Origin of the sequence: Myxococcus sp. CA051A, assembly GCF_013336705.1 — a bacterium.
Taxonomy (GTDB): Bacteria; Myxococcota; Myxococcia; order Myxococcales; family Myxococcaceae; genus Myxococcus; species Myxococcus llanfairpwllgwyngyllgogerychwyrndrobwllllantysiliogogogochensis.
This window is the reverse complement of record NZ_JABUMS010000012.1, coordinates 136,908-160,425: the sequence shown is the minus strand read 5'-3', so window position 1 is coordinate 160,425 and position 23,518 is coordinate 136,908. Positions and strand designations below refer to the sequence as shown.

Genomic DNA, 23,518 nt, shown 5'->3' with positions numbered 1-23,518 from the left:
TCGGCTCTCCGACGGCGTCACGAAAGGGATGGGCCCCGTGGGAAGGGGGTGTTTCAATGCCCCGCCGTGTTGGTCGGGGAGGCACTCACATGTTGCAGGACAAGCTGCCGAAGGACTGGAAGCAGGCGCTCAAGGCCGCGCTCGATTCACCTTCGTTCCAGGAACTGGAGCGCTTCGTCGCGCAGGAGCGCCAGGAGGCCACCGTCTTCCCCTCGGAGGAGGACCTGTTCTCCGCCTTCCGGCTGACGCCCTATGCCGACGTGCGCGTGCTGCTCCTGGGCCAGGACCCGTACCACGGGCCAGGGCAGGCGCATGGGCTGGCGTTCTCGGTGAAGCCCGGGGTGCCCTCGCCGCCCTCGCTGGTGAACATCTTCAAGGAGCTGGAGGCGGACGTGAAGGTGCCGCGTCCCAAGGACGGCTCGTTGATTGCCTGGGCGGAGCAGGGCGTGCTGCTGCTCAACGCGGTGCTGACGGTGCGTCAGGCGGAGCCCAACAGCCACGCGGGCCATGGCTGGGAGGCCTTCACGGACGCGGTCATCCGCGCGGTGAGCGAGAAGACGGAGCCCGTGGTCTTCCTGCTGTGGGGCAAGTACGCGCAGAAGAAGAAGAAGCTCATCGATGCCACGCGCCATGTCGTCATCGAGGGCACGCACCCGTCTCCGCTGTCGGCCAGCAGCGGCTTCTTCGGCAGCCGGCCTTTCAGTGCGGTGAACCAGGCCCTGGAGTCCAAGGGCCGGCCGCCCATCGACTGGCGCCTGTCGCGGTGACACGCGCACGCCCGGTCGCCCGGCGCTGACAGTCCGTTCTCGGCGGGCGGTGGCTTGATACGGTGCGTCGCGACATGACCGCCGCCTTCCTCGCCGCCTCCACGCCCGAGCCCGTCGGGCCGAACCGCTACCTCGTCCGCTTCACCTCGCCCTGGTACCAGGGGCGGGGCGCGTATGGAGGCCTGGTCGCGGGCACCGCGCTGCGCGCGCTGGAGCACACGGTGGGTGACGCGGCGCGGCCGGTGCGCTCCTTCACCATGCACTTCTGCGCGCCCGCGGTGGAGGGCGAGGCACGGGTGACGACGCGCATCGAACGGGCCGGAAAGCTGGTCACCCACGCCACGGTGCGCGTGGAGAACGACTCCGGCGTGGTGGCCATGGGCAGCGCGACCTTTGGCGCGGCGCGCGGAGGCGCCATCGAGTACCTGGAGATGTCGCCCCCGAAAGTCCCGCCTCCGCACGAGGTGCCGATGACTCCGGACGACGTGCCCATGCCGGACTTCTGCCGCTTCTTCGAGTTTCGCTTCTGCATCGGCTCGGCGCCGTACGCGGGGGCCGCCGTCGCGGAGACGGGCGGCTGGCTGCGCCCGAGGGAGCCGACGGTGCTGGATGCGCCCCTGTGCGTGGGGCTGATGGATGCGTACCCGCCCTCGGTGCTCTCTCGCGTGGACGGCTTCCGCCCCGCCGCCACCGTGGACTTCACGATGCACTTCTTCCAGACGCTGCCTCAGGCGGGCCTGAAGCCGGACGCCCAGTTCCTGCGCACCGGTCGCTCCCTCCAGGCGAGTGGAGGCTACTCGGAGGACTTCCAGCAGCTGTGGACCGAGGACGGCCAGCTCCTGGCGCAGTGCCGGCAGCTCTTCGTGGTGATGGGCTGAGAGACGGGCCGCAAGCCGTGCCGCCCGGGGGCTTCTGGTAGTGTCCGCGCGGTGCGCGTGCTCTGGGTCGTCATCTGCGTCATCTGTGCGCTGCTCGCGGCGGTCGGCGGAGTCTTCGTGGTCGCCGGTCTCAAGGACGTCCTGAGGGCCCTGCGCTCCCGCCGCTGGCCCACCGTGCCCGGCACTGTCCTGGCCGCCGAGGAAGTGGAACACCGCCTCCCGGTTCCCGGCCAACCCGAGCCCCGCATCCATTACGAAGCCCGCGTCCAGTACGAGTACTCCGTGGGCCGCGTGCTGGTGGGCACCGCCACCCTGCGCGTGGACCCCACCGCGCGCACCAACCCCCAGGACGCCCAGGCCACCCTGCGTCGCTACCCGCCTGGACAGTCGGTCCGGGTCGCCTACAACCCACGGGACCCGACGGACGCGGTGCTGGAGCCCGGCGCCCATGCGCCCAGCTTCGTCCGGCTCGTCGTGGGGCTCGGGCTCGTGGGGGTGGGGGCCAGTATTCCGCTCATTGCCCGCTGGTTCATGGCGCGCCTGTAGGAAAAACTCCGTCCAGGACGCAACTGATCCACACAGCCCACGAGAATCCCTCACATTCTCTTTCGGTCGTCCCCGTTCCGAGGTCTTTCATGAGTGATCGCTCCATCCGCCGCGGTCAGCAGCCCCCGTCTCGGTCCACGCAGACCGCCCAGAACACGCCGGTGGTGAAGAACACGACCACGGAGAAGGTGGTCAAGGACACGAACACCGGCGTCCAGACGACCTTCCAGGACGGCCGCCTCCAGAGCCACTTCGAGCGTGAGAAGAGCACCACGCAGAACTGGAACACCAGCTACAGCACGGAGTCCCAGCACGAGTCCTCCGGGCGCGTGACGGGGCCCCTGGCGGGCCTGCTGGGTCAGATTCCGAAGGTCGGCATCGACGGCCAGTTCACCAAGGGCGCGGCGGTCAAGAAGTTCGAGGGCGGCTTCGGCGACGCGAACAGCGTGGCCCAGGGCTACGGCAAGATGAGCGTCCTCGAGGCGGAGCTGAAGGGCTCCGGCGAGGTCGGCATCGAGGGCGGCAAGCTGTTCGCCCGGGGTGACCTGGACGCGAAGGCCACGCTGGTGGACGCCGAAGGCACCCTGCGCGCGGGCGTCGGCCCGATTCAGGCGGAGCTCCAGGGCAAGGCCTGGGTGGGCGCCAAGGCGGGTCTCCACGGTGAAGTGACGCTGGACCCCATCAACGGCAAGTATGCGGCTCGTGTCGGCGGTGACGCCTTCATCGGCGCCCGCGCCGGTGTGACGGCCAACGTGAAGCTGGGCGACTACGGCGGCGTCACCGGTCGCGCGGAGGCGTGGGCGGGTGTCGGTGTGTCCGCCCGTGCCGAGGCGAGCTGGGACAACGGCCGCTTCAAGGCGCGCGTGGACTTCGGCGCGGCGCTGGGCATCGGCTTCAAGCTGGGCTTCGACGTCGACATCAACTTCGGCAAGATTGCCGACGCGGTGAAGAGCGTCGTCGAGAAGCCGGTCGAAGTGGTCAAGAATGTGGTGAAGTCCGTCGGCAACTTCTTCAAGGGGCTGTTTGGCTGATGGCGGAGACCGCCAGGTACGACGCACTTCTCGCAGCCGGGGAGCTGGACCAGGCACGCCGTGAGGCCGAGGCCGCGCTCAAGCGCGATGCTTCGGATCTGGCGGCCCGGGTCGCGCTCGCCCGGCTCGCGGCATTCGATGGCAACGAGGCCCAGGCGGAGTCGTGGCTTCTGGGCCTGAGCGCGGAAGAGCCGGGCGTGCAGCTCGTCCGCGCCGCGCTCCTCACCCGACGCGGCGATGCGGCCGGCGCGCTGGCGCTCTACCGGAAGGTCGCGAAGGCGCAGCCCCAGCGTGCCGAGGCGTGGTTCGGCCAGGGCTACCTGCTGGCGGAAGCGGGCGACAACGCGGCGGCGCAGTCGGCGCTGGAGCGCGCGGTGAAGCTGGCTCCGGACGCGGGCATCCACCACTTCCACCTGGGGCGCGTGCTCTTCGCGCAGGAGAAGCTGAAGGACGGCTTCCACCACCTCCAGGAGTCCTTGCGCCTCAACCCGAGGCACGGGCCCAGCTACCTGGTGCTCGCGGTGGCGCTCCAGGCAGGTGGCGAGTTGGAAGCCGCCGAGGAGCTGCTCACCACGGGCCTGAAGGTCCTCCCGGACGACCCGTATCTGCTCAACGGGCTGTGCAACGTGCTGCTGGCGCGAGGCAACCTGCCCGGCGCGGTGAAGGCGGCGGAGACGCTGGCGCGCGTGGAGCCGGACAGCCCGGCGGCGCAGGGGAACCTGGCGCGGCTGCGGCTGGCGCAGGGCCGGCTGCCGGAAGCGCTGGAGCTGTGCCGGAAGCTGGCGTCGCGAGGCCAGGCCACCGCGCAGAGCCGCATGGTGGAGGGCATGGCGCTGGAGGCCACGGAGCCGGTGGACATCCCCGCCGCGCTGTCCGCGTGGCGCGAGGCCGTGAAGCTGTCCCCGGACGACTGGGCCCCCGCCAACAACCTGGGCAATCTGCTGATGCGCATCCCGGAGGATGAACTCCCCGGTGCCGGACAGCAGGCGCTGGAGGTGCTGGAAGAGGCGCATCGCCGCGCGCCGGAGCGTCCGGAGCCCCGGCTCAACCTGGCGGTGGTGCACGCGCGCCTGGGGCAGAAGGACCAGGCGAAGGCGCTCGCGCGCGAGCTGCTGGCGCTGCCCCGCCTCGCTCCTGAGTGGCGCGAGCAGGCCGAGCGACTCATCCAGGCGTTGGCCTGACCCGAGCGCGTGAAACAGTGCCCGAGGCGATATCGAGCCTCGGGCGCTTCTGACTGTCTCGTCGTGTCGCGATGTTTCAGGCCGCGACGTTGGCGAGCTGTTTCATGAGCAGTCGAATCAGCTCCACCGGATGGATGGGTTTGGGCAGCAGCTCCGCGCCGTAGCGGATGGCGACGGGGATGAGGTCGTCGAGCTGCTCGTGTCCGGTGAGGAAGATGAAGGGCGCGTGGCACTCCTTCAGCTCCCGCATGGCGATGAGCACATCCGCGCCATTCATCTCCGGCATGTTGTAGTCGCAGAGGATGGCGGAGATGTTCTCCAGGTCCTGCTGGAAGGCCGCCTCCGGAGACTGCACCGTCACCACGCGGTAGCCCGCGCTCTGGACGATGTCCGATACCAGCGAGAGCACGAACAAATCATCGTCGATTACCAGCACGGTCTGCATCGCGCTCTCCCGGCAAGCCCGGCTCATCCTATGAGCCGGGCCAGCCTGGAGGGTAGGGCGCGCGACGCAACTCGTCAGCGCGGCCTGGGAGCCGCAGGTCCCGATTGCCCCGGTGCGGGCGCGGAGGGAATGAGCACGAGGTCTTCCTGGGGAGGAATCAGGTACTCGGCGCCCGTCTCGGTGACGACGGCCATCTCCTCCACGGAGACGATGCGCTGCGCGTCCGGAGCGCCGTCCTGCCAGGCGAAGAAGCCGTCGAAGGCGAACACCTGTCCGGGGCGGACGATGCGCAGGGACTGTCCCTTCGCGGGCCTGGGCTTCGCGCCGCCGGAGAGGGCGGGGCCCACGTCGTGTGCCCAGTAGCCCACGGGATGACCGGTGCCCCACATGACGGGCTCGGAGCCCGCTTCGCGCATCCAGTCACGCTGGGCCTTGTCCACGTCCCACCCGGTGGCGCCGGGCTTGAGGGCCGCCAGGGCGATGCGGCTGCCCTTCTTGCCCTTCTCCCACTTCTCCAGCGCGTCCTTCGGCGGCTGTGTCTCACCCGGGGCCAGCACGTAGGCGAAGCGCTGGATGTCCGTCACCCACATGCCGCCCACGCGGATGCCGAAGTCCGTCTGGATGAAGTCACCCGGCTGGATGACGCGCTCGGTGGCGTGTGAGTGGCCTCGCGTGGGCCCGCTGTTGACGTTGGGGTTCTGGTCCGGCGCCCACGCGTCCCCCACGCCCAGCTCCGCCATGCGCTTCTTGAGGAAGCGCGCCACGTCCACGTCGCGCGTCTTGCCCGGCACCACGCTCTGGTACGCCTCCACCTCGAGCTGTGAAGTGAGCGCGGCGGCCTTGCGCAGGATGTCCACCTCCTCGGGCAGCTTCACGGAGAGCCACTCGGAGACGACGTCCTCGGCGGACACCAGCTTCTTGCGCTGAGCGGGGGACAGCGCCTTCTCCAGCGCGGTGCGCTGCGAGGAGGACAGCCCGTCCGCCACCGTCACCGCAGTGGAGGCGTTGATGGCGATGCGCGCGGGTTTCGCGGCGGCGAGCCTCGCGGCCACCTGCGCGTAGAGGTCCACGCCGCGCTCCAGCGGAACGACTTCGTCCAGCGGCCCCACTTCGCGCAGCGCCGTGGCCTCGCCCGCCGGTGACAGCGCCACCGCGCGCACCGCGTCGCCCTGCCGAAGGAACAGGAAGGCCGCGGTGCCCCCCGCGTTCTCCCCGCCGACGTGGATGGCCAGCGGGTCATTGTCGTTCTCCCGGCAGAACACCACCCAGGCATCCACGTTGGCGCGGGCCATGGCCTGGGGCAGCAGCTTCTGGATGCGCTCCTTGCGGATGCGCGGCCAGGGGTCGCCAGTGACGACGGAGTCCCCGGCCGCGCCCGCCACGGGAGCGGAGAGGAGCAGGGCGGAGAGGAGGGCGTGCCGGGCGCGCTTCATGCGTCGGAAATCCTTTCGGGGGAAGGCGCGGCCATCATCCCCGACCTCGTCCGCGCCGAGGACCGCCCCCATGTGAAGTCCTATCGAGCCCTCGTGAAGAAGCTCTCTGTCAGTCCAGACAAACCGGTGCGCGCAAGCGTCTGCGCCGTGGCTCGTTTAAGGTGATGACCATGGCCAAGAGCTCCTCCCGCAAGTCCGCCACGAAGGTGAAGGTGAAGAAGCCCGCCGCCCGTGCCGCTGCTCCCAGGAAGGGCAGGGCGAAGGCGAAGCCCGCCGCCGCTCGCACCCCGGCGCCCGTCGAGGCTCCTCCCATCGTCCTCGAAGCCGAGCCCGTCTTCACCGACGAGCCCGGAATCAACGCGCCCAAGGCGCTGCCCTCGGGCGACGAGGGCAACGGCCGCGTGCTGCCCTTCGAAATCGACCCCAAGCGCATGGAAGAAGGGCTGCGCAAGCTCCAGGGCGAGGTCGTCCACTGGGCCAACAAGGGCCGCTACACCCGCGTGCGCTTCAAGTTCAGGGGCAAGCAGCTGCTCCCCGACCTTCCGCTGGCGGCCGTCGTCGCCGCGGAGGGCCTCACCTTCTACTGGGGCGGCATCCTGCGCGTGCTCATCGCCAACGTGGTGGGCCACAGTGTCTTCCAGGTGGAACTCGTGAATGACGCGGAGAAGCGCGTCCAGGCGGGCAAGGAGGCGCTGCTGTCGGGTGACGTGGACCAGGCGCTGACACTGTTCCGCGAGGCGGTGTCCATGGACCGGGATTCCGCCGCCGCGCACCTCAACGTGGGCGTGGCCCTCAAGCTGAAGGGAGACCGCGAGGGGGCGCTCGCCGCCTTCGAGAAGGCCCGGGCGAAGGACCCGGAGGGCCCACTGGGAACCGAGGCCGAGCGCCTGGCAGCCCCCCTGCGCCCCGCGGGGACCCAGCGCCCCACCTGAGGCCTCCGAAGGGCCTGATTTTCTCGCGAAAAAGCGGGCTGAAACGAGGGGGTTCGAGCGTTCAGTAGGGGGCGCTTTTTCGCGCACCTTCGACCTGTTATCGAACCACTTCGACCTCCGGGCGCTCACCCCGTCGTTTCCCCTGTTGACGTAGGGAAATCCAGGGGTTACGAACGCTCCCACACTGGATGGCGGCCCCTCGCGGGGTCCCTCCGCGACCACTCCCAGAGCCCATGGCCGACGACACTACCGACAAGCCGGCACCGCCCTCCCCGCCTCCGCCTCCCGACGGCGCCGGAGAGCTCATTCCCGTCAACATCGAAGACGAGATGCGCCGCTCGTATCTCGACTACTCGATGTCCGTCATCATCGGTCGCGCGCTGCCCGACGTCCGCGACGGCCTCAAGCCCGTGCATCGCCGGGTGTTGTTCGCGATGAACGACCTGTCGAACTACCACAACCGCCCGTACAAGAAGAGCGCGCGCGTGGTCGGTGACGTCATCGGTAAGTATCACCCGCACGGCGACTCATCCGTCTACGACGCCATGGTGCGCCTGGCGCAGCCGTGGAGCCTTCGCTACCTGCTGGTGGACGGCCAGGGCAACTTCGGCTCGGTGGACGGCGATATGCCGGCCGCCATGCGCTACACCGAAGCGCGCATGGACCGCCTGGCCGAGGAGCTGCTGGCGGACATCGACAAGGAGACCGTCGAGTTCGGCGCCAACTACGACGACTCCCTCCAGGAGCCGCTCGTATTGCCGGCGCGCTTCCCCAACCTGCTCGTCAATGGCAGCAGCGGCATCGCGGTGGGCATGACCACCAACATCCCGCCGCACAACATGACGGAGGTCATCAGCGGGACGCTGCACCTCATCGACCACCCGACGTGCACCGTCCGGGACCTGATGGAGTTCATCACCGGCCCGGACTTCCCCACCGGCGCGTTCATCACCGGCCGCGAGGGCATCCACCGCGCCTACGAGACGGGCCGCGGGCAGATTACCGTGCGCGCCCGGTCGGAAATCGAGACGTCGAAGAAGGGTGACCGCGAGGCCATCATCTTCACGGAGATTCCGTACCAGGTGAACAAGGCGCGGCTCATCGAGAAGATCGCCGAGCTGGTGCGCGAGAAGAAGCTGGAGGGCATCAGCGACATCCGTGACGAGAGCGACCGTCAGGGCATGCGCATCGTCATCGAGCTGAAGCGCGACGCGATTTCGCAGGTGGTGCTCAACAACCTGTATGCCTCCACGGCGCTGGAGACGACGTTCGGCGCGGTGATGCTGGCCATCGACGGCGGCCAGCCGCGCACGCTGAACCTGAAGGAGATGCTGGACCGCTTCGTGGCGCACCGCCGCGACGTGGTGACGCGCCGCAGCCGCTACGAGCTGCGCAAGGCGATGGCGCGCATGCACATCGTCGAGGGCCTGCTGGTGGCCCAGGACCTCATCGACCTCGTCGTGAGCCTCATCCGCGCGTCCAGGGACCCGGATGAAGCGCGCTGGGGCCTGATGAACATCCTGTCGCCCACCCTCTACGAGCACGAGCGCTTCGCCAACCTCCAGCGCATCGACTACGCGAAGGCGAAGGCGCAGATGGAGATGCTCGTCTCGCGCGCGCGCAACGAGGAGCCCGCCTACCAGGGCCTGGCGCACAAGTACGAGGGCGCGGGCTTCAGCCAGGAGCAGGCGCAGAACATCCTCGAGATGCGCCTGCAGCGCCTCACCGGCCTGCAGCGCGAGGAGCTGTTCCGCGAGCTGATTGCCCTGGTGCGCGACGTGGCGCGCCTGCAGGACATCCTCGCCAACGAGCTCTCCCTGCTCACCGTCATCAAGACGGAGTTGATGGAGATTCGCGAGCGCTACGGCGACAAGCGCCGCACCGAAATCATCGGCGCGGTGGACGACATGACCAGCGAGGACCTCATCGCCGAGGAGACGATGGTCGTCACGCTGTCGCATACGGGCTACGTGAAGCGCTCGCCGCTGTCGGAGTACCGGGCGCAGAAGCGCGGTGGGCGAGGCAAGACGGGCGCTGCGACGAAGGAAGACGACTTCGTCAGCAAGCTGTTCGTGGCCAGCACCCACGCGTACCTGATGCCGATTACGACCAAGGGCAAGCTGTACTCGCTCAAGGTGCACCAGATTCCGCAGGCCAGCCGCACGTCTCGCGGCAAGGCGATGGTGAACCTGGTGCAGTTCGGCGAGGGCGAGCGGCTGGCGCAGGTGTTGGTGACGCGCGACTTCCCGGAGAACCGGTACGTCTTCTTCGTGACGAAGAAGGGCGTGGTGAAGCGCACGGACCTGAGCGCGTTCGACAACGTCCGCTCCAGCGGCATCATCGCGCTGGGCATCGACGAGGGGGACGAGCTGGTGGCGGTGATGATTACCGACGGCACCAAGGACATCCTGTTGTCGACGGCGTCGGGCATGAGCATCCGCTTCCCGGAGACGGAGGTCCGCTCCATGGGCCGTCAGGCCTTCGGCGTGAAGGGAATCACGCTCGATGAGACCGACGAGGTGGTGGGCGCCGACGTGGTGGAGAACGACTCCGCCATCCTCACCGTGACGGAGAATGGCTACGGCAAGCGGACGGAGGAGTCCGAGTACCGGCAGCAGGGCCGTGGCGGCAAGGGCATCATCGACATCAAGGCCACCGAGCGGAACGGCAAGGTGGTGGGCCTCCTCCAGGTAAAGGAGTCCGACGAGGTGATGCTCGTCACCAACGGCGGCATGCTCATCCGCATGAAGGTGCGGGAAATCTCGGTCATCGGCCGCAACACGCAGGGCGTGCGGCTGATTGCGCTGGAGAACGACCAGGAGAAGGTGATGGCCCTCTCCAAGCTGCCCGAGGGCGAGGAGTCCGAGGAGGAGACGACGCCTCCGGCCGAGGTCGCTGGCGCCACGGACGTGGCCGCCGAGCCGTCCGCGTCCGAGCCCGCCGCGTCCGAGCCGGAGGAGCCCACCGAGGCGCCCGTGGCCGACGAGGGCGGTGGCTCCGAGGAGCCGCAGGCCTGACGTTGGCTTGAGCCGAGACGTTTCAGCCCCTCTCTCCCGCGCTGGGAGGGAGGGGCTTTTTCATGCGGGATGCCGTGGCTAGAGCAGGCCGGTGAGGGAGAGGGTCGCCAGGCCACTCAGTCGAGACAGTCCCTCAGGACTGTCGCAGGCGGCCAGGTCCGTGGAGAGGTAGGTCGTGGTCCTCGTGACGGTGGCACCCTCGAACTTGCCCGACTCCACCGTTCCCACGTTCGTCAGGACGGCGAGGTTGCCATTGATTTGCGACGACACGCGCGTCTGAATCAGCGTCGAGGTCTCCTCCGTGTTCCAGGTGATGACGGAGGTCGAGGAGCCGATGCTCAACAGGTCCATGCAGGAGAAGCCGGGCCTGAAGCTGCGGATGGTGTTGGTGCCGGAGGTCACCGCTCCTCCCAGCAAGGAGATGCAGTTGGAATAGACAGTCGTGGAGACGACGGTGACGTCCTGCTCCACGTTCTTGAGGGGCGGCGAATAGTTGATGGCCGCCGAGCCGACAAGGCATTCGACGAGCGTCAGCAATGGCTGCTCCGAGTGGACCAGCTCTCCCTGGGGAGAGGGAGGCTGTTCGCGTCCATCCTCACCGCAGGCCGCGAGCACGGCGACAACCAGCATCGAGATGGCAACGGCACTTCGTGGACCGTGGTGCATGTCTGACTCCTGGTGGTTTGTTGGCGGCGCACTATCCACCGTGTCGCCGTGCGAATCTCAGACATTCATGAGCAGGATTTGAACTCGAGCAGGTGGAGCGCAGCCACGAACGACGCGAGCAGAATGTTCCAGGCGGTCAGCGCAGCGCCGCGGGCAATCGCGACACATCCAACCTGGGCACGCCGACCTGGGTCACCGCCTGCGCGCCGAACCAGTTGGCCAGCTCCGCGCAGCGCGCGAGCGACTCCCCGCGCAGCAGCCCCAGGGTGAAGCCCGCGAGGAAGCAGTCTCCCGCGCCTGTCGGGTCCACCTCCTCCACGGGCCAGGAAGGCACCTGGAGCGTGTCTCGCGCGGTCAGCACCGTGCATCCCTTCGCGCCTCGCGTGACCACCAGACACGTCTTCGCGCGCACGGCGTCGATGTCCAGCACACGCGCCTCCTCTTCGCTCGCCTTGAGCACGTGCAGGTGCCCCAAGAGCGCCGCGAAGGGCGTGTCCTCGAGTCTCTGATTGAGCACGCGGCCGTGTTCATCCAGGGTCCGCAGCAGCCCCTGCGCATCCGCCAGCACCTGTGTCGCGTGCTGGGACATCCGGATGAGCGTCTCGGGCAGCACCTCCCCCATGATTCCACAAGCGAGCGCCACCCGCGCGTCGAAGATGATGTCCTTGGGGCGGATGGGGGCGGCGCGCGCACCCACTCGCAGCACCCGCTCCTCCTGGCTCAGGTCCGCGATGAACCGCGTGGTGCGCGTGCCCGGGACGATGAGCGGCGGATACCGCACGCGGTCCGCATAGGCGAAGTCCTCGCCCGCGACGGCCACCACCGCGTGGTCCACACCCATGGCCTCGAACACCGAGGAGATGTACGCCGCCGAACCCCCGAGCGTGTTCACCGTGTCCCCCGGGCCTCGCGACAACACGTCATGGCAGTAGTTGCCCACCACCAGCGCATCGCACGAGGACCTGGGAGGCATGGCGGGCCTACTTGCGCGTGAAGCTCGCCGGCACGGGCGCGCCCGCGGACTTCTCATCCGTCCACGAGATGTGCAGCACCCACCAGCGCTGGCCGTCGAAGATGAGCTGTACGTTGTTGATGCCACGGGAGAACGGCTGGCTCTCGGGCGTCTCGCGGGACTCGTACGCGCTCAACACGTTGACCAGGTCTCCATAGCCGGCGACCTGCCGATGCGTCTCCTTCTCGAAGAAGCCTCGCGTCTTGAAGAGCTCCTCACTGAAGGCCGCGTAGTCGTCGGGGGTGATGGGCGCGACACCCGGAAGGCCACCGGGCCTGGCGCGCTGGACGGAGACCAGCTGCGCGCCGGGATAGAAGAGGGAGCGGAAGCGCTGCCAGTCACGCGGCTTGCCCGCGGGTCCGCTGATGACGTCGTAGAGCGCGGCGAGCAGCCCGTCCTGCGTCTTCACGTCCTCGGGGCGCGCCTGGGGCATCTTCTGGAGCGCGACCTGGGTCTTCTCCGCCGACAGCTTCATCGGGTTGGGCATCGCGGACTTGGGAGCGGAGGGAGGACTCGCGGGCGCCTGTGGCTTCGCGGCGGGACTTCCCGTCGCGGGGGCGGGCGCGGCGGAAGGCTGGGCAAACGACGGAGCCGCGAGCAACAGGGTCGCGGCGCACACTGCGGTGTACAGACGATGCATGGGATGAACCTCCAAGACGTCAAGGAAGCACCGCGCGGCAGATTATCCCGATGTCCGTGGAACTGTCTGATGCCGCGCGCGGTCCGGAGTCGATGTTCGCGCTTCGACAGTCCGTGCAGGCAACACGGAGGGCCGGGGCCCGCTTCCCGAGGGCCGCCTCCAGGGCCTCGCGAGGCGCCCTTGGGAGCATGCAACGGGTGGAACCGTGCGGGCGTGTCCGTTAGGGTGCCGCGCCATGATGCGCAAACTCCTTTTGACCCTGCTGTTGTCCGTGTCCTCCACCGCGCTGGCTGCCGAGACGCTCACCGTCTACTCCGGCCGCAACGAGAAGTTGGTGGGGCCGCTGCTCAAGAAGTTCACCGAGAAGACGGGCATCGAGGTGAAGGTGCGCTACGGCGAGACGCCGCAGCTCGCCGCCACGCTGCTGGAGGAAGGTGACAAGACTCCGGCGGACGTGTTCTTCGCGCAGGACGCGGGAGCGCTTGGCGCGCTGGGCAACGCGGGTCGGCTCCAGGCGCTGCCCAAGGCGACACTGGACAAGGTGGACGCGCGCTTCCGCTCGCCGACGGGGCTGTGGGTGGGCACCAGTGGACGAGCGCGCGTGGTGGCCTACAACACAAAGAAGGTGAAGCCGGCGGACCTGCCCAAGAGCATCCTCGGCTTCACGGATGCGAAGTGGAAGGGCCGGCTGGGCTGGGCGCCCACCAACGCCTCCTTCCAGGCGTTCGTCACCGCGCTGCGGCTGCTCAAGGGCGACGAGGCGGCGACCGCGTGGCTCAAGGGCATCCAGGCCAACGAGCCGCGCGTCTACAAGAACAACGCGGCCGTCGTCGAGGCGCTGGGCCGCGGTGAAATCGACGCGGGCTTCGTCAATCACTACTACCTGTACGCCGCGAAGAAGAGCAACGCGGAGCTGCCGGTGGCCAACTACTTCGTCGCGGCGGGAGACCCGGGCGCGTTGGTGAACGTGGCGGGCGTGGGCATCCTCCAGGGGACGAAGCAGGTGGACAACGCGCACAAGTTCGCCGCGTTCCTGCTGGAGCCGGAGGCGCAGACGTACTTCTCGCAGGAGACGTATGAGTACCCGCTGGTGAAGGGCGTGAAGACGGCGGAGGCGCTGCCGTCGCTCGCGAAGGTGGGTTCGCCCGACCTGGACCTGTCCAGGCTCGACGACCTGCGTGGCACGGTGAAGCTGCTCCAGGACACTGGCGTCCTCTGAGGCCAGCGAAGTGACGCGTCGTCCTCCGGGGTGGTTGCTGGTATCGGGGCTGGTGGTCGCCGCGCTCGCGGTGCTGCCAGCGGTGTATCTGGGCGTTCGCGCGGCGGAAGCCGATGCGGACACGTGGGCCCTGCTCTGGCGTGACAAGACGTGGGGCCTGTTGTGGCGCACGCTGGGGCTCGCGGTGGCGGTGACCGCTTGTGCCGCCCTCGTGGCCCTGCCGCTGGCGTGGCTCACCACGCGAACGGACCTCCCGGGACGACGCGGCTGGACGGTGTTGTTGTGCGTGCCGCTCGCGGTGCCCACCTTCGTCAGCGGCTACGTGCTGCTGGCGACGTTCGGCAACGGGGGTGTGTTGGAGGAACCGCTGTCGCGCTGGGGGCTGCCGGTGCCCTCGGTGTATGGCTTTCCCGGCGCGCTCCTGGCGCTGACGGTGTCCACGTATCCGTATCTCTTCCTCGCGCTGCGCGCGGGCTTGCTCTCGCAGGACCCCGCCTGGCTGGAGGGCGCGCGCAGTCTGGGCATAAGCCCGGCGCGAGCCTTCTGGAAGGTGACGGCGCCGCTGTTGCGTCCGGCCTTCGTGTCCGGCGCGCTGCTCGTCGGACTGTATGTGTTGTCGGACTTCGGCGCGGTGGCGCTGCTCCAGTACGACGCCTTCTCGCGCGCCATCTACGTCCAGTACGAGGGCGCGTATGACCGGACCTATGCCGCGCTGCTGGGACTTGCGTTGGTGGTGGTGACGGCGGCCGTGCTGGTGCTGGAGGTTCGCCTGCGAGGACGCGCGGGCTACCACCGCAGCGCGAAGGGGGCCGCACGGGTGTCCGCGCCGGTGTCGCTGGGACGCTGGCGGCTGCCCGCGCTGCTGCTGTGTGGCGCGGTGGTGGCGGTGGGCGTGGTGCTTCCGGTGGGCGTGCTCGTGTACTGGGGCGTGCGGGGGCTGGTGGGGGAGAGCGCGTCGATGATGGCGCCGGCGCTCGGCTCGGTGCTCGCGTCGGTGCTGGGCGCGGTGGCGTCGGTGCTGGGCGCGCTGCCGCTGGCCTTCCTCGCGGTGCGATATCCGGGACGGCTCACCCTGGCGATGGAGCGAGTCTCCTACGTGGGTTATGCGCTGCCGCCCATCGTGCTGGCGCTGTCGCTCGTCTTCCTGGGGGTGCGCGCGCTGCCGTTCCTCTACGGCACGCTGGCGATGCTGGTGCTGGCGTACGTGGTGCGCTTCCTGCCGCAGGCGGTGGGCACGGTGCGCTCGGCGCTGCTCCAGCTCAATCCCCATCTGGCGGAGGCCGCCGCGTCGCTGGGGCAGTCTCCTCCGGCGGTGTTCCGTCGCGTCACCGCGCCGCTCTTGCGTCCCGGGTTGCTGGCGGGCGCGGCGCTCGTCTTCCTCACGGCGATGAAGGAGCTGCCGGCCACGCTGCTGTTGGCGCCCATCGGTTTCGAGACGCTCGCGACGCGCGTGTGGGGTGCCACGGCCGAGGGCCGCTTCGCGGAGGCCGCGCTGCCCGCGCTGGTGCTGATGGCCATCTCCGCGTTGGGTGTGGGGCTGCTCGTGTCGCAGGAGGGCGACGCGCCTCGGGGCTGACGCGGGACGCTTCGCGGAGGCCGCGCTGTCCGCGCTGGTGCTGATGGCCATCTCCGCGTTGGGGGTGGGGCTGCTCGTGTCGCAGGAGGGCGACGCGCCTCGGGGCTGACGCATGTGCCCTCATGCGTCGCGATTTTCGAGGCGCGGGACGCGTAGACGATGGCTCGCTGGAGGTGCTGGGGCCCTCTCCTCGGGCAACATCGTGAACAACGCCCCCCTCGGCGACGGCAAGCCGAAGACGGCGGTGCGCAAGCCGGCGCGGAGCGGGCCCTGGGGCCGAAGGTCTTCGACTCGCGGTGGGCGGCGCACAAGGAGGCCGCCCTGTCGGAGGTGCTGGCGGACGGCATCGTCTCCCTCGTCGATGAGGACGTGAAGGTGGACGTCGAGAAGCGGATGGCCGCTCGGCCGCCCTGGAAGTAGCGGCGGAACGCGGTAGGGTGCGCGGCGCCTTCGCCATGTCCCTGCTCACGCTCGACGCCTTGTCCCTTCGCTACACCCCCGGCGGCACCGCCGCCGTGGATGGTCTGTCATTGTCGGTGGAGCCCGGCGAGGTGGTGGCCCTGCTCGGCCCCTCTGGCTGCGGCAAGACGACGACGCTGCGACTGGTGGCGGGCTTCGAGCGTCCCGGTGCGGGCACCCTGACCCTGGACGGCCGCGTACTGGTCGGCCCCGGCGCCTTCGTGCCTCCGGAGCAGCGCAGCGTGGGCATGGTGTTCCAGGACTACGCCCTGTTCCCTCACCTGTCCGTGCTGGAGAACGTGACGTTCGGCCTGTCGAAGCTGTCGCGGCGCGAGGCGGAGGACAAGGCGCGCGCCATGCTGACGCTGTTCGGCCTGGGCGAGTTCGCCTCGCGCATGCCGCACTCGCTCTCCGGAGGTCAGCAGCAGCGCGTGGCGCTTTCGCGTGCATTGGCGCCAGGGCCGCGCGTGCTGCTGTTGGACGAGCCCTTCTCCAGCCTGGACAGCGGGCTGCGTGCCTCCACGCGCATCGAGGTGCGCCGCGTGCTCAAGTCGCTGGGGGCCACGGTGGTGCTCGTCACGCACGACCAGGGCGAGGCGATGGCCTTCGCGGACCGGTTGGCGGTCATGCGCGCGGGCAAGGTGGAGCAGGTGGGCACGCCCGAGTCCGTCTACTCCGCGCCGCGCACGGCCTTCGTCGCGTACTTCCTGGGTGGCACGAATCTATTGCCCGGCATGGGTTTCGGCGGTGGAGCGCGCACGGTGTTGGGCAACCTTCCGGTGATGGGGCAGGCGAAGGGCAAGGTGCTGTTGTCGTTGCGCCCGGAGTCACTGCGGCTGGTGCCGGACACGGATTCGGTGGCGGTGGGCGGGGCCCTGCGCGCGGAGGTGCTGTCGCGCGAGTTCCAGGGCCCCAGCGCCGAGTACACCGTGGCCTGTGGTGGCATGGAGCTGGTGGTGCGTGGGGCGCCGGAGCTGTCGCTGCGGCCGGGAGACCGGGCGCGGCTGGAAATCGTGGGGAAGGCGGGCGTGCTGGCGGACAGTCCGGATTAGGTTGGCTGTCCTCCGGGCAGGCAGGCGGCGTACGCTGGGGGTGGCTCCCGGGGTGCAATCACCCGGCCTCCCCGTGCGTAGAGGTGGGTATGAACATCGCAGGTCTTCGTGGCATGGGCACCCGCTTCTTTCAGTACGTGAGGGACCCTCGCGTGGCGCTCTGGCGGAAGCTGGCCGGAGTGGTAGCGGTGGTCTACTTCCTGTCGCCGGTGGACGCGGTGCCGGACTTCATCCCCGTGTTGGGCTGGTTGGATGACCTGGGCATGTTGTCCGCGGCGGCGTTCTTCATGGTGCGCGAGGTTCAGCGCTACCGGCCCGAGCAGCCCTGGGACGGTGTCCCGAGGGATGCGGAGGGGCAGGAGCGCGTGCCTCCCACCGTGCGAAAGCACGTCTGACCCGGAAAGTTCCGCCCGGAATTCCTGACTCCAGCAGTGTCCCGGGAATGTGACGCCACGCGTCCGCGAGTTCCCGTGGTGCGCGCGGAGGGGACGCGGAATCATGGGCGTGCATGGACACGTCCCAGGGCAGCAAGGTGGTCCTCGTCACGGGAGCCTCCTCGGGTATCGGCGAGGCCTGCGTCGAGCTGCTGACGGTGCGCAAGCACCTCGTCTACGGCACCAGCCGTCAGCCCTCGGTGCGGGAGTCGGTGGGCTACCGGATGCTGGAGATGGACGTGACGCAGGATGCGTCCGTGCGCCACGCGGTGGAGACGGTGCTGGCGCGTGAGGGCCGCATCGACGTGGTGGTGAACAACGCGGGCCATGCGTTGGCGGGAGCGGTGGAGGACACCTCCGTGGAGGAGGCGTGGCGGCAGCTCGACACCAACGTGTTGGGCGTGTTGCGCGTCTGCCAGGCGGTGTTGCCGTCCATGCGCGAGCGGCGCTCTGGCCGCATCATCAACATCAGCTCATTGGGTGGGGCGGTGGGGTTGCCGTTCCAGGGTTTCTACAGCGCGAGCAAGTTCGCGTTGGAGGGGCTGACGGAGAGCCTGCGCCAGGAGGTGGAGGCGTTTGGCATCCACGCCACGCTGGTGCAGCCGGGGGACGTGCGCACGCGGCTGACGGACAACCGGGTGCGCGCGGCGGCGTCTGGCGAGGGCTCGGCGTATCGGGAGTCCTTCGAGAAGGTGTTGGCCATCATCGAGAAGGAGGAGCGCGAGGGCGTCCCTTCCGAGGACGTGGCGCGGCGGGTGCTGGAGGTGATGGAGGTGGAGGCGCCTGACGTGCGGTACTCGGTGGGGAAGCTCGCGCAGCGCGCGGCCCTGGTGGCGAAGGCGCTGCTGCCCGCGAAGACCTTCGAGGGCATCCTGATGTCCATGTATGGTTTGAAGCGGCGCTGAGCGCTCAATCCCTGTCGCGGCGTCGACGCGTTAGCGGGCCTTGTCGAGCGCCTGCTTCATGGCGGCCATGCCTTCCTCAATCATCGGGCCGACGACGGCGCTGGCCTCGTGGGGCAGGAAATCCGCGGTCCACACGACCCGGCTCCCCGTGCCCTCCGTGAAGACCTGGACCGCTCCGTTGTAGTGGGTCAGCGGTCCACCCTCCGCGCCCCACACGAGGCGCCGTCCCTCGTCGTCCACTGTCACGATGGGCTCCTTGACCACCATTCCATTGCGGAAGGTGACCACGCGGGCCCCGGGCTCCAGGCGCGTGTCGACCACGAACCCGGGAACCAGTCTCGTGTGGAGCGCACCGATGTCGCGGATTGCATCCCAGACAAACTCGGGCGTGGCGCTGGTCGTGATTTCTTTCCGGATGGAAGCCATGTCGTGTGCTCCTGAGGTGAGCCCTGCTTCTAGGAGGTGCTCGCCAGCTTCTCTTGGAGAATCTTGCGGCCCTCCAGGACCTTCGAGGGCTGCCCTCTGTCCATGCGTGAACCGAGGTAGCACCAGTCGCGCACCCGTGCCTGTCAACCCCTGGCAAGGGGTAGGGCTCAAAAGACAAGCACTCTTCGCGATTATGGTTTCTGGATGGTTTTTGTAACTGGATGATGGAACTCTTCTTCTCCCCCACGAGCCCAGGAGCTCGCCATGAGACTGTCCGGTCTGTTCGCCAGTGTCGTCCTGGTGACGGTGTTTCCTGTCCTGGCCCGTGAGCGATTGCCGACGGTGGATGTCTTCACCACGGCTCCGTCTTCTTCGCTCGCACACCTTGCTCGTCCGGACGCTCCGGGTCTTTCCATCGCACACGAAGAGGCGCGCCTCGGTGTCCCCACCTTCGTCTGGGGTGACGGGACCCAGGCGAAGGTGTCCGCGAGCGCCGTGCCCCAGCGTCCCGAGCAGGTCGCTCGTGGGCTGTTGGAACGGTACGCACCGGTGTATCGCCTGGAGCGCACGGACGCCGACCATGTGCCGGTGACAGCCGTGCAGCGACTTCCCTCCGGGGGTGGAATCGTCACCTTCGGCCAGCGCGTGGAGGGCATCGAGGTCTTCCGCCAGTCGTTGAAGGTGTTGCTGGATTCGCGCCAGTCCCTGGTGGCGATGTCAGGGCACCTGAGTCCGGTGGGCTCGACTCCGCGCTTCTCGAAGGGCGCGGCGTTCATCCTCCAGCCCCGCGAAGCGATTGCCCGGGCCTACCGTGACCTGGAGGGACACGCATTGCCGCCAGCGAGCCTCGCTGAAACGGGCCCCGCGCGGCCGCCCTACCAGTCCTTCGAGCTGTCACCGGGTCCCAGGACGGTCCGGCTGCGAGGGACCACGAGGACGAAGCCCGTCTACTACCCGATGCCGGACGCGTTGGTGCCGGCGTACTACGTGGAGCTGGGCACCGAGTCCGTGACCGAGGGACCTGGCGACCTCTACGCGTATGTCATCGCCGCTGACGATGGACGGCTGCTCGTCCGCCACTCGCTCACTCGAGAATCGGAGGCCTTCACATACAAGGTATGGGCGGACACCGCTTCGCCCTTCGTTCCCTTGCATGACCCCACGGGCCATCAGGGCAGCCCTCACCCCACGGGCCTGCCGGATGGTTATCAGGCGCCCCTGGTTGCTCCCAATCTGGTGACGTTGCGCAACGCGCCCTTCAGTCGGAATGACCCGTGGCTGGCTCCGAGCGCCACGCGCACCGAGGGCAACAACGTGGAGGCCTACGCGGACCTGGTGGACCCCTATGGCGAATACAGCCCAGGGGACCTGTACGCGATCCTCTCCGAGGCGGGGGTCTTCAGCCATGGCTATGACCATCGCCACGGGCCGAGCATCACCGACGAGCAGCAGATGGCGGGCATCACCCACGCCTTCTTCGTCACGAACTTCCTGCACGACTGGTTCTACGACTCGGGCTTCGACGAGGCCGCGGGCAACGCGCAGCACGACAACTTCGGGAGGGGAGGGCTGGAGGAAGACTCCATGGTGGTGGGGACGCAGGTTTTCTGGGCGCGCAACAACGCCATGATGGACACTCCGGCGGATGGGGCGCGGCCGTTGATGACGCTCTTGCTCTACGACAACCGCTCCGCCAGGGACCTCTACGTCCAGACCTCCGGGGGGACGCAGGGGCCCTTCATGCTGGGGTTCGCGGACTACGGCCCCCAGGTGTTCGACGTCAGCGCCAACGCGGTGCTGGCCGTGGACGGGGTGGCGGGCGGCACGGTCAACGATGCCTGCGAGCCATTGACGAACGCGGCGGAAGTCCAGGGCAAGGTCGCGGTCGTGGATGGGGGCAGGAGGTGCGACTCGCTCATCAAGGCGATGCACGCACAGCAGGCGGGAGCGGTCGCCGTCCTCATCGCCCCGAGGAACCTTGTCCGGAATGCCATGGGCTTTCCCGGTCGCTCCAGTGTCGTCACCATCCCCGTGGCCGGCGTCACTACAGAGACGGGGGAGCTGGTGCGCGCGGCGCTCGAGGAAGGAGAGACGACGCTGCGGCTCGTGCGAGGGGGGCCCGCCAGGGATGGCGCGCTCGACTCGGGCCTCCTCGCTCACGAGTGGATGCACTACATGTCCAATCGCCTCGTCGGTGACGGTGTCGGCCTGTTCAATGGCCAGGGTGCATCGATGGGCGAGGGTTGGAGCGACTTCGCGGCGCTGCTGCTGAAGGCGCGCGAGGAAGACGCGCGGGTTCCCGCGAACGCGCACTTCAGCGGTGTGTATGTCCCCAACGGGTACATCCGAGCGGCTGAAGCCAATCAGGCATACTACTGGGGGATCCGTCGCTATCCATACACGACGGACCTGGGCAGGAACCCGCTCACCTTCCGGTTCATCCAGGACGGTGTGTCCTTGCCGGAGGGAATCCCTTTCAACGGCGAGCCCGCGCAGTGGCCGAACGCGGAGTTCCACAACTCCGGAGAGGTGTGGGCCGTCATGCTGTGGGAGTGCTACGTGGCGCTCCTGCGCGACACGGAACGCCTGTCGTTCGCGGAGGCCCAGTCGCGAATGAAGGAGTACCTCGTCGCGTCGCTCAAGCTGACGCCCGTGGACCCCACGTTCCTGGAGGCGCGGGATGCCCTGCTCGCGGCGGCGTTGGCGCGAGACTCCCGCGACTTCGAGCTCTTCTCCCAGGCGTTCGCCAGACGTGGCGCTGGCCTGAGGGCGGTGGCTCCGCATCGAGACTCCCTGGACCACGCGGGAGTCGTCGAGAGCTTCTATTCAGGCAAGGACCTGTCCCTTGTGCGCTTGGAGCTGATTCAGGGCGCGCGCTCCTGTGACGACGACGGCATCCTGGATGCGGGAGAACAGGCACGCGTGCGCCTCACGGTCCGCAATGCGGGGACGGGGCGGTTGGAGCGGTCGACCCTGACGGCGACGAGCGACTCGGGCGACCTGATATTCCCCGAGGGGAGCACCTGGTCCATTCCTCCGTCCGACCCCTTCCAGGAGGTGCGCGCGGAGTTCCCCGTGGAGCTCCTGGGCGGCACGTCGCGACGATGGCTCGAAATGAACCTCACCTTCCGGGACGAAGCGCAGACCGTGCCGGGAGACCAGACCGCGTCGCTTCCGCTCTGGGTGAGCCGGGATGAGGTTCTCGCGTCGAGCGCGACGGAGACGGTGGATGCGGAGCGGCACCCCTGGCGCTTCGAGCACGACCCCTTGGACAGCAGGAGGTCCTGGGTGCGTGAAGTCTCCGCTGAAGGGGGATATCTGTTCCATGCCCCCAACCTGAGCCATGTGGGGCTGCGGGCCCTGGTCTCGCCCCCGCTCCAGGTGGCCACGGACCGGCCGCTGCGTTTCACCTTCCGACATCGCCACGACATCGAGACCTATTTCGAGGACGAAGCGCCGCCCGTCTATCTCGATGGGGCCGTCATCGAGCTGAGCACGGATGATGGGCAGACGTGGACGGACCTCGGCGAGGCGGCGACGCCCACGTACAACGCCTTCCTCGAGGACCCCTGGGGCTACGAGAATCCGCTCGCGGGCCGTCCCGTCTACAGCGCGAGGAACAGCGCCTACCCCGCCTTCGAGGCGGTGAGCGTGGACCTGGGCATGACGTACGCGGGCCAGACGGTGCGCGTGCGCTTCCTCTACGGCACCGACTTCATCGACAGCGTCTTCGCCACGCTCGCTGGCTGGGATGTCGACGACCTCCACTTCGAGGGGCTGGTGAATACGCCCTTCACCACGGTGGTGGACGACGCGGGGCTGTGCCTCAACCAGGCGCCCGTGGTGAGTCCGGTGCCGGAGCAGGAGGTGAACGAGGAGAGCCTTGTTGAGGTGACGGCGGAGGGAACGGACCCGGAGGGGGATGCGCTGACGTACGCGTGGACCCAGACCTCGGGGCCGCCGGTGACACTGGAGGGAGCGACGACGGCGACGGTGCGCTTCACGGGGCCGAAGGTGAAGGAGCCCACGGAGGTGAAGCTGCGAGTGGTGGCGAGTGACGGGAAGCTCCAGAGCGCACCGGTGGAGGCCGTGGTGCGAATCCGGGACTCGAAGCCGGACGGGTGTGACGACTGCGCGTCGGGAGGACCGGGCGCGTCGCTCGCGTGGCTGCTGACGGCACTGGGATTGGCGGCGCAGAAGCGGCGCCCGTCGTGAGCCCTGGGGCGGGGGCTCAGTCCTTGCTCTCGCGCCGGTTCTCGAAGTGGACGAAGTCGATGAGGAACGTGGCGGCCACGGCCAGGGTGCGCAGGAGCGCGCCCCTCAGGGCGCCGTCGAACTGGACGCCGAAGCTGTCGGCGTCGGTGAACAGCTCCTTGCCGAAGCCGCTCCACCGCTTGGCGATGGTGCCCACCTCGCGACCGCCCTCTTCAATCACGAACGTCCACGGACGGAAGAGCGGGCCGCGCAGGTGGCCCAGCTCCTCTCCGCCGGGGCCGACGATGTCATAGGCGCGCGTGAAGAAGCGGAAGCGCTGGCGCACGCTGCCCAGGAGTCGCCCGTCGCCGTCCTCCACATCCATGCGTGCCAGCCAGAAGCGCCACGGCCGTCGCAGCCGCAGCGCGACGGCGCCCGAGGGCGACTTCAGCTCCATCGTGAAGGGGCGTTTGGCCTTGAAGAAGTTGCGCAGCAACAGCAGGCCCAGCCCGCTGCCCACCTCACCCGCGAAGAAGACCGTCTCTCCGTCGTCACCCACCACCTGGTACTTGTTGCGTCCCTCGAAGCCGGTGAGGATTTCTCCCCACTCCTTCACCTGACGGACGCGCAGCGCGCGCTGATGTTGGAGGGACGCAAGGGCGGTGGAGTCGACGGGCATGGGCGCTTTCCAGGCACTGCGAGGCG

General features: G+C 68.7%; 21 protein-coding genes. 14 read left to right on the top strand and 7 right to left on the bottom strand.

Going from position 1 to position 23,518, the window contains the following annotated elements:
* The first annotated feature begins 89 nt into the window (after positions 1-89).
* From ung to HUA74_RS30775, 5 genes are all read left to right on the top strand, one after another.
* A complete protein-coding gene (gene ung / locus HUA74_RS30795; RefSeq protein ID WP_174457404.1) occupies positions 90-767 on the top strand; it encodes a uracil-DNA glycosylase in 678 nt (225 codons plus the stop codon).
* A gap of 74 nt (positions 768-841) precedes the next feature.
* Positions 842-1,645, top strand: a complete 804-nt coding sequence (locus HUA74_RS30790; RefSeq protein WP_141648105.1) for an acyl-CoA thioesterase II — start codon at positions 842-844, stop codon at positions 1,643-1,645.
* Between the two features lie 51 nt (positions 1,646-1,696).
* Complete coding sequence (locus HUA74_RS30785) at positions 1,697-2,191, top strand: DUF3592 domain-containing protein (protein ID WP_141648106.1); 495 nt, start codon at positions 1,697-1,699, stop codon at positions 2,189-2,191.
* An 89-nt stretch (positions 2,192-2,280) separates the two neighbouring features.
* Positions 2,281-3,222: a hypothetical protein gene (locus HUA74_RS30780; protein WP_174457403.1), complete on the top strand. Its 942-nt coding sequence runs from the start codon at positions 2,281-2,283 to the stop codon at positions 3,220-3,222.
* The gene (locus HUA74_RS30775; protein ID WP_174457402.1) at positions 3,222-4,403 is read left to right on the top strand and encodes a tetratricopeptide repeat protein; all 1,182 of its coding nucleotides are present in this window, start codon (positions 3,222-3,224) and stop codon (positions 4,401-4,403) included. The genes HUA74_RS30780 and HUA74_RS30775 overlap by 1 nt, the downstream gene beginning before the upstream one ends.
* A gap of 76 nt (positions 4,404-4,479) precedes the next feature.
* Here HUA74_RS30775 and HUA74_RS30770 read toward each other — a convergent pair whose 3' ends face one another.
* On the bottom strand, positions 4,480-4,848 hold the full coding sequence (locus HUA74_RS30770; RefSeq protein WP_174457401.1) for a response regulator: 369 nt from the start codon (positions 4,846-4,848) through the stop codon (positions 4,480-4,482).
* 74 nt (positions 4,849-4,922) lie between these two features.
* Positions 4,923-6,281 carry a M24 family peptidase gene (locus HUA74_RS30765; RefSeq protein ID WP_174457400.1) on the bottom strand — a complete coding sequence of 453 codons (1,359 nt, stop codon included), beginning with the start codon at positions 6,279-6,281 and terminating at the stop codon, positions 4,923-4,925.
* A gap of 170 nt (positions 6,282-6,451) precedes the next feature.
* Between HUA74_RS30765 and HUA74_RS30760 the strand changes: the two genes are divergently transcribed.
* Together HUA74_RS30760 and gyrA are read left to right on the top strand one after the other, a co-directional pair.
* Entirely contained in the window at positions 6,452-7,213 is a 762-nt protein-coding gene (locus HUA74_RS30760; RefSeq protein ID WP_174457399.1) for a M48 family metallopeptidase, read from the top strand.
* Between the two features lie 233 nt (positions 7,214-7,446).
* Positions 7,447-10,230 carry a DNA gyrase subunit A gene (gene gyrA / locus HUA74_RS30755; protein ID WP_174457398.1) on the top strand — a complete coding sequence of 928 codons (2,784 nt, stop codon included), beginning with the start codon at positions 7,447-7,449 and terminating at the stop codon, positions 10,228-10,230.
* Between the two features lie 78 nt (positions 10,231-10,308).
* Here gyrA and HUA74_RS30750 read toward each other — a convergent pair whose 3' ends face one another.
* The 3 genes from HUA74_RS30750 to HUA74_RS30740 all read right to left on the bottom strand — a co-directional run bounded on the left by HUA74_RS30750 (position 10,309) and on the right by HUA74_RS30740 (position 12,548).
* Complete coding sequence (locus HUA74_RS30750; protein ID WP_174457397.1) at positions 10,309-10,896, bottom strand: hypothetical protein; 588 nt, start codon at positions 10,894-10,896, stop codon at positions 10,309-10,311.
* Between the two features lie 136 nt (positions 10,897-11,032).
* Complete coding sequence (locus HUA74_RS30745) at positions 11,033-11,869, bottom strand: PfkB family carbohydrate kinase (RefSeq protein ID WP_174457396.1); 837 nt, start codon at positions 11,867-11,869, stop codon at positions 11,033-11,035.
* Positions 11,870-11,876: 7 nt separating this feature from the next.
* On the bottom strand, positions 11,877-12,548 hold the full coding sequence (locus HUA74_RS30740; RefSeq protein WP_174457395.1) for a nuclear transport factor 2 family protein: 672 nt from the start codon (positions 12,546-12,548) through the stop codon (positions 11,877-11,879).
* A 235-nt stretch (positions 12,549-12,783) separates the two neighbouring features.
* Here HUA74_RS30740 and HUA74_RS30735 point away from each other — a divergent pair, with 235 nt between their 5' ends.
* The 6 genes from HUA74_RS30735 (at position 12,784) to HUA74_RS30710 (ending at position 18,193) form a co-directional block, all read left to right on the top strand.
* Entirely contained in the window at positions 12,784-13,767 is a 984-nt protein-coding gene (locus HUA74_RS30735) for an iron ABC transporter substrate-binding protein (RefSeq protein ID WP_141647563.1), read from the top strand.
* A 10-nt stretch (positions 13,768-13,777) separates the two neighbouring features.
* The gene (locus HUA74_RS30730; RefSeq protein ID WP_174457394.1) at positions 13,778-15,343 is read left to right on the top strand and encodes an iron ABC transporter permease; all 1,566 of its coding nucleotides are present in this window, start codon (positions 13,778-13,780) and stop codon (positions 15,341-15,343) included.
* 159 nt (positions 15,344-15,502) lie between these two features.
* A complete protein-coding gene (locus HUA74_RS30725; RefSeq protein ID WP_174457393.1) occupies positions 15,503-15,763 on the top strand; it encodes a hypothetical protein in 261 nt (86 codons plus the stop codon).
* A 35-nt stretch (positions 15,764-15,798) separates the two neighbouring features.
* A complete protein-coding gene (locus HUA74_RS30720) occupies positions 15,799-16,854 on the top strand; it encodes an ABC transporter ATP-binding protein (RefSeq protein ID WP_174457499.1) in 1,056 nt (351 codons plus the stop codon).
* An 89-nt stretch (positions 16,855-16,943) separates the two neighbouring features.
* Positions 16,944-17,249, top strand: a complete 306-nt coding sequence (locus HUA74_RS30715; protein WP_246137681.1) for a YkvA family protein — start codon at positions 16,944-16,946, stop codon at positions 17,247-17,249.
* A 113-nt stretch (positions 17,250-17,362) separates the two neighbouring features.
* Entirely contained in the window at positions 17,363-18,193 is an 831-nt protein-coding gene (locus HUA74_RS30710; RefSeq protein ID WP_174457392.1) for an SDR family oxidoreductase, read from the top strand.
* A gap of 30 nt (positions 18,194-18,223) precedes the next feature.
* On the opposite strand, the gene HUA74_RS30705 is transcribed toward HUA74_RS30710, so the two are convergent.
* Positions 18,224-18,619 (bottom strand): SRPBCC family protein, encoded by a 396-nt coding sequence (locus HUA74_RS30705; RefSeq protein WP_174457391.1) that lies wholly within the window; start codon positions 18,617-18,619, stop codon positions 18,224-18,226.
* Positions 18,620-18,883: 264 nt separating this feature from the next.
* On the opposite strand from HUA74_RS30705, the gene HUA74_RS30700 reads away from it, so the two are divergent.
* Entirely contained in the window at positions 18,884-22,834 is a 3,951-nt protein-coding gene (locus HUA74_RS30700) for a myxosortase-dependent M36 family metallopeptidase (RefSeq protein ID WP_174457390.1), read from the top strand.
* A gap of 16 nt (positions 22,835-22,850) precedes the next feature.
* Here the strand turns inward: HUA74_RS30700 and HUA74_RS30695 are convergent, their stop codons facing one another.
* A complete protein-coding gene (locus HUA74_RS30695; protein WP_174457389.1) occupies positions 22,851-23,492 on the bottom strand; it encodes a phospholipid scramblase-related protein in 642 nt (213 codons plus the stop codon).
* Between the last annotated feature and the right edge of the window lie 26 nt (positions 23,493-23,518).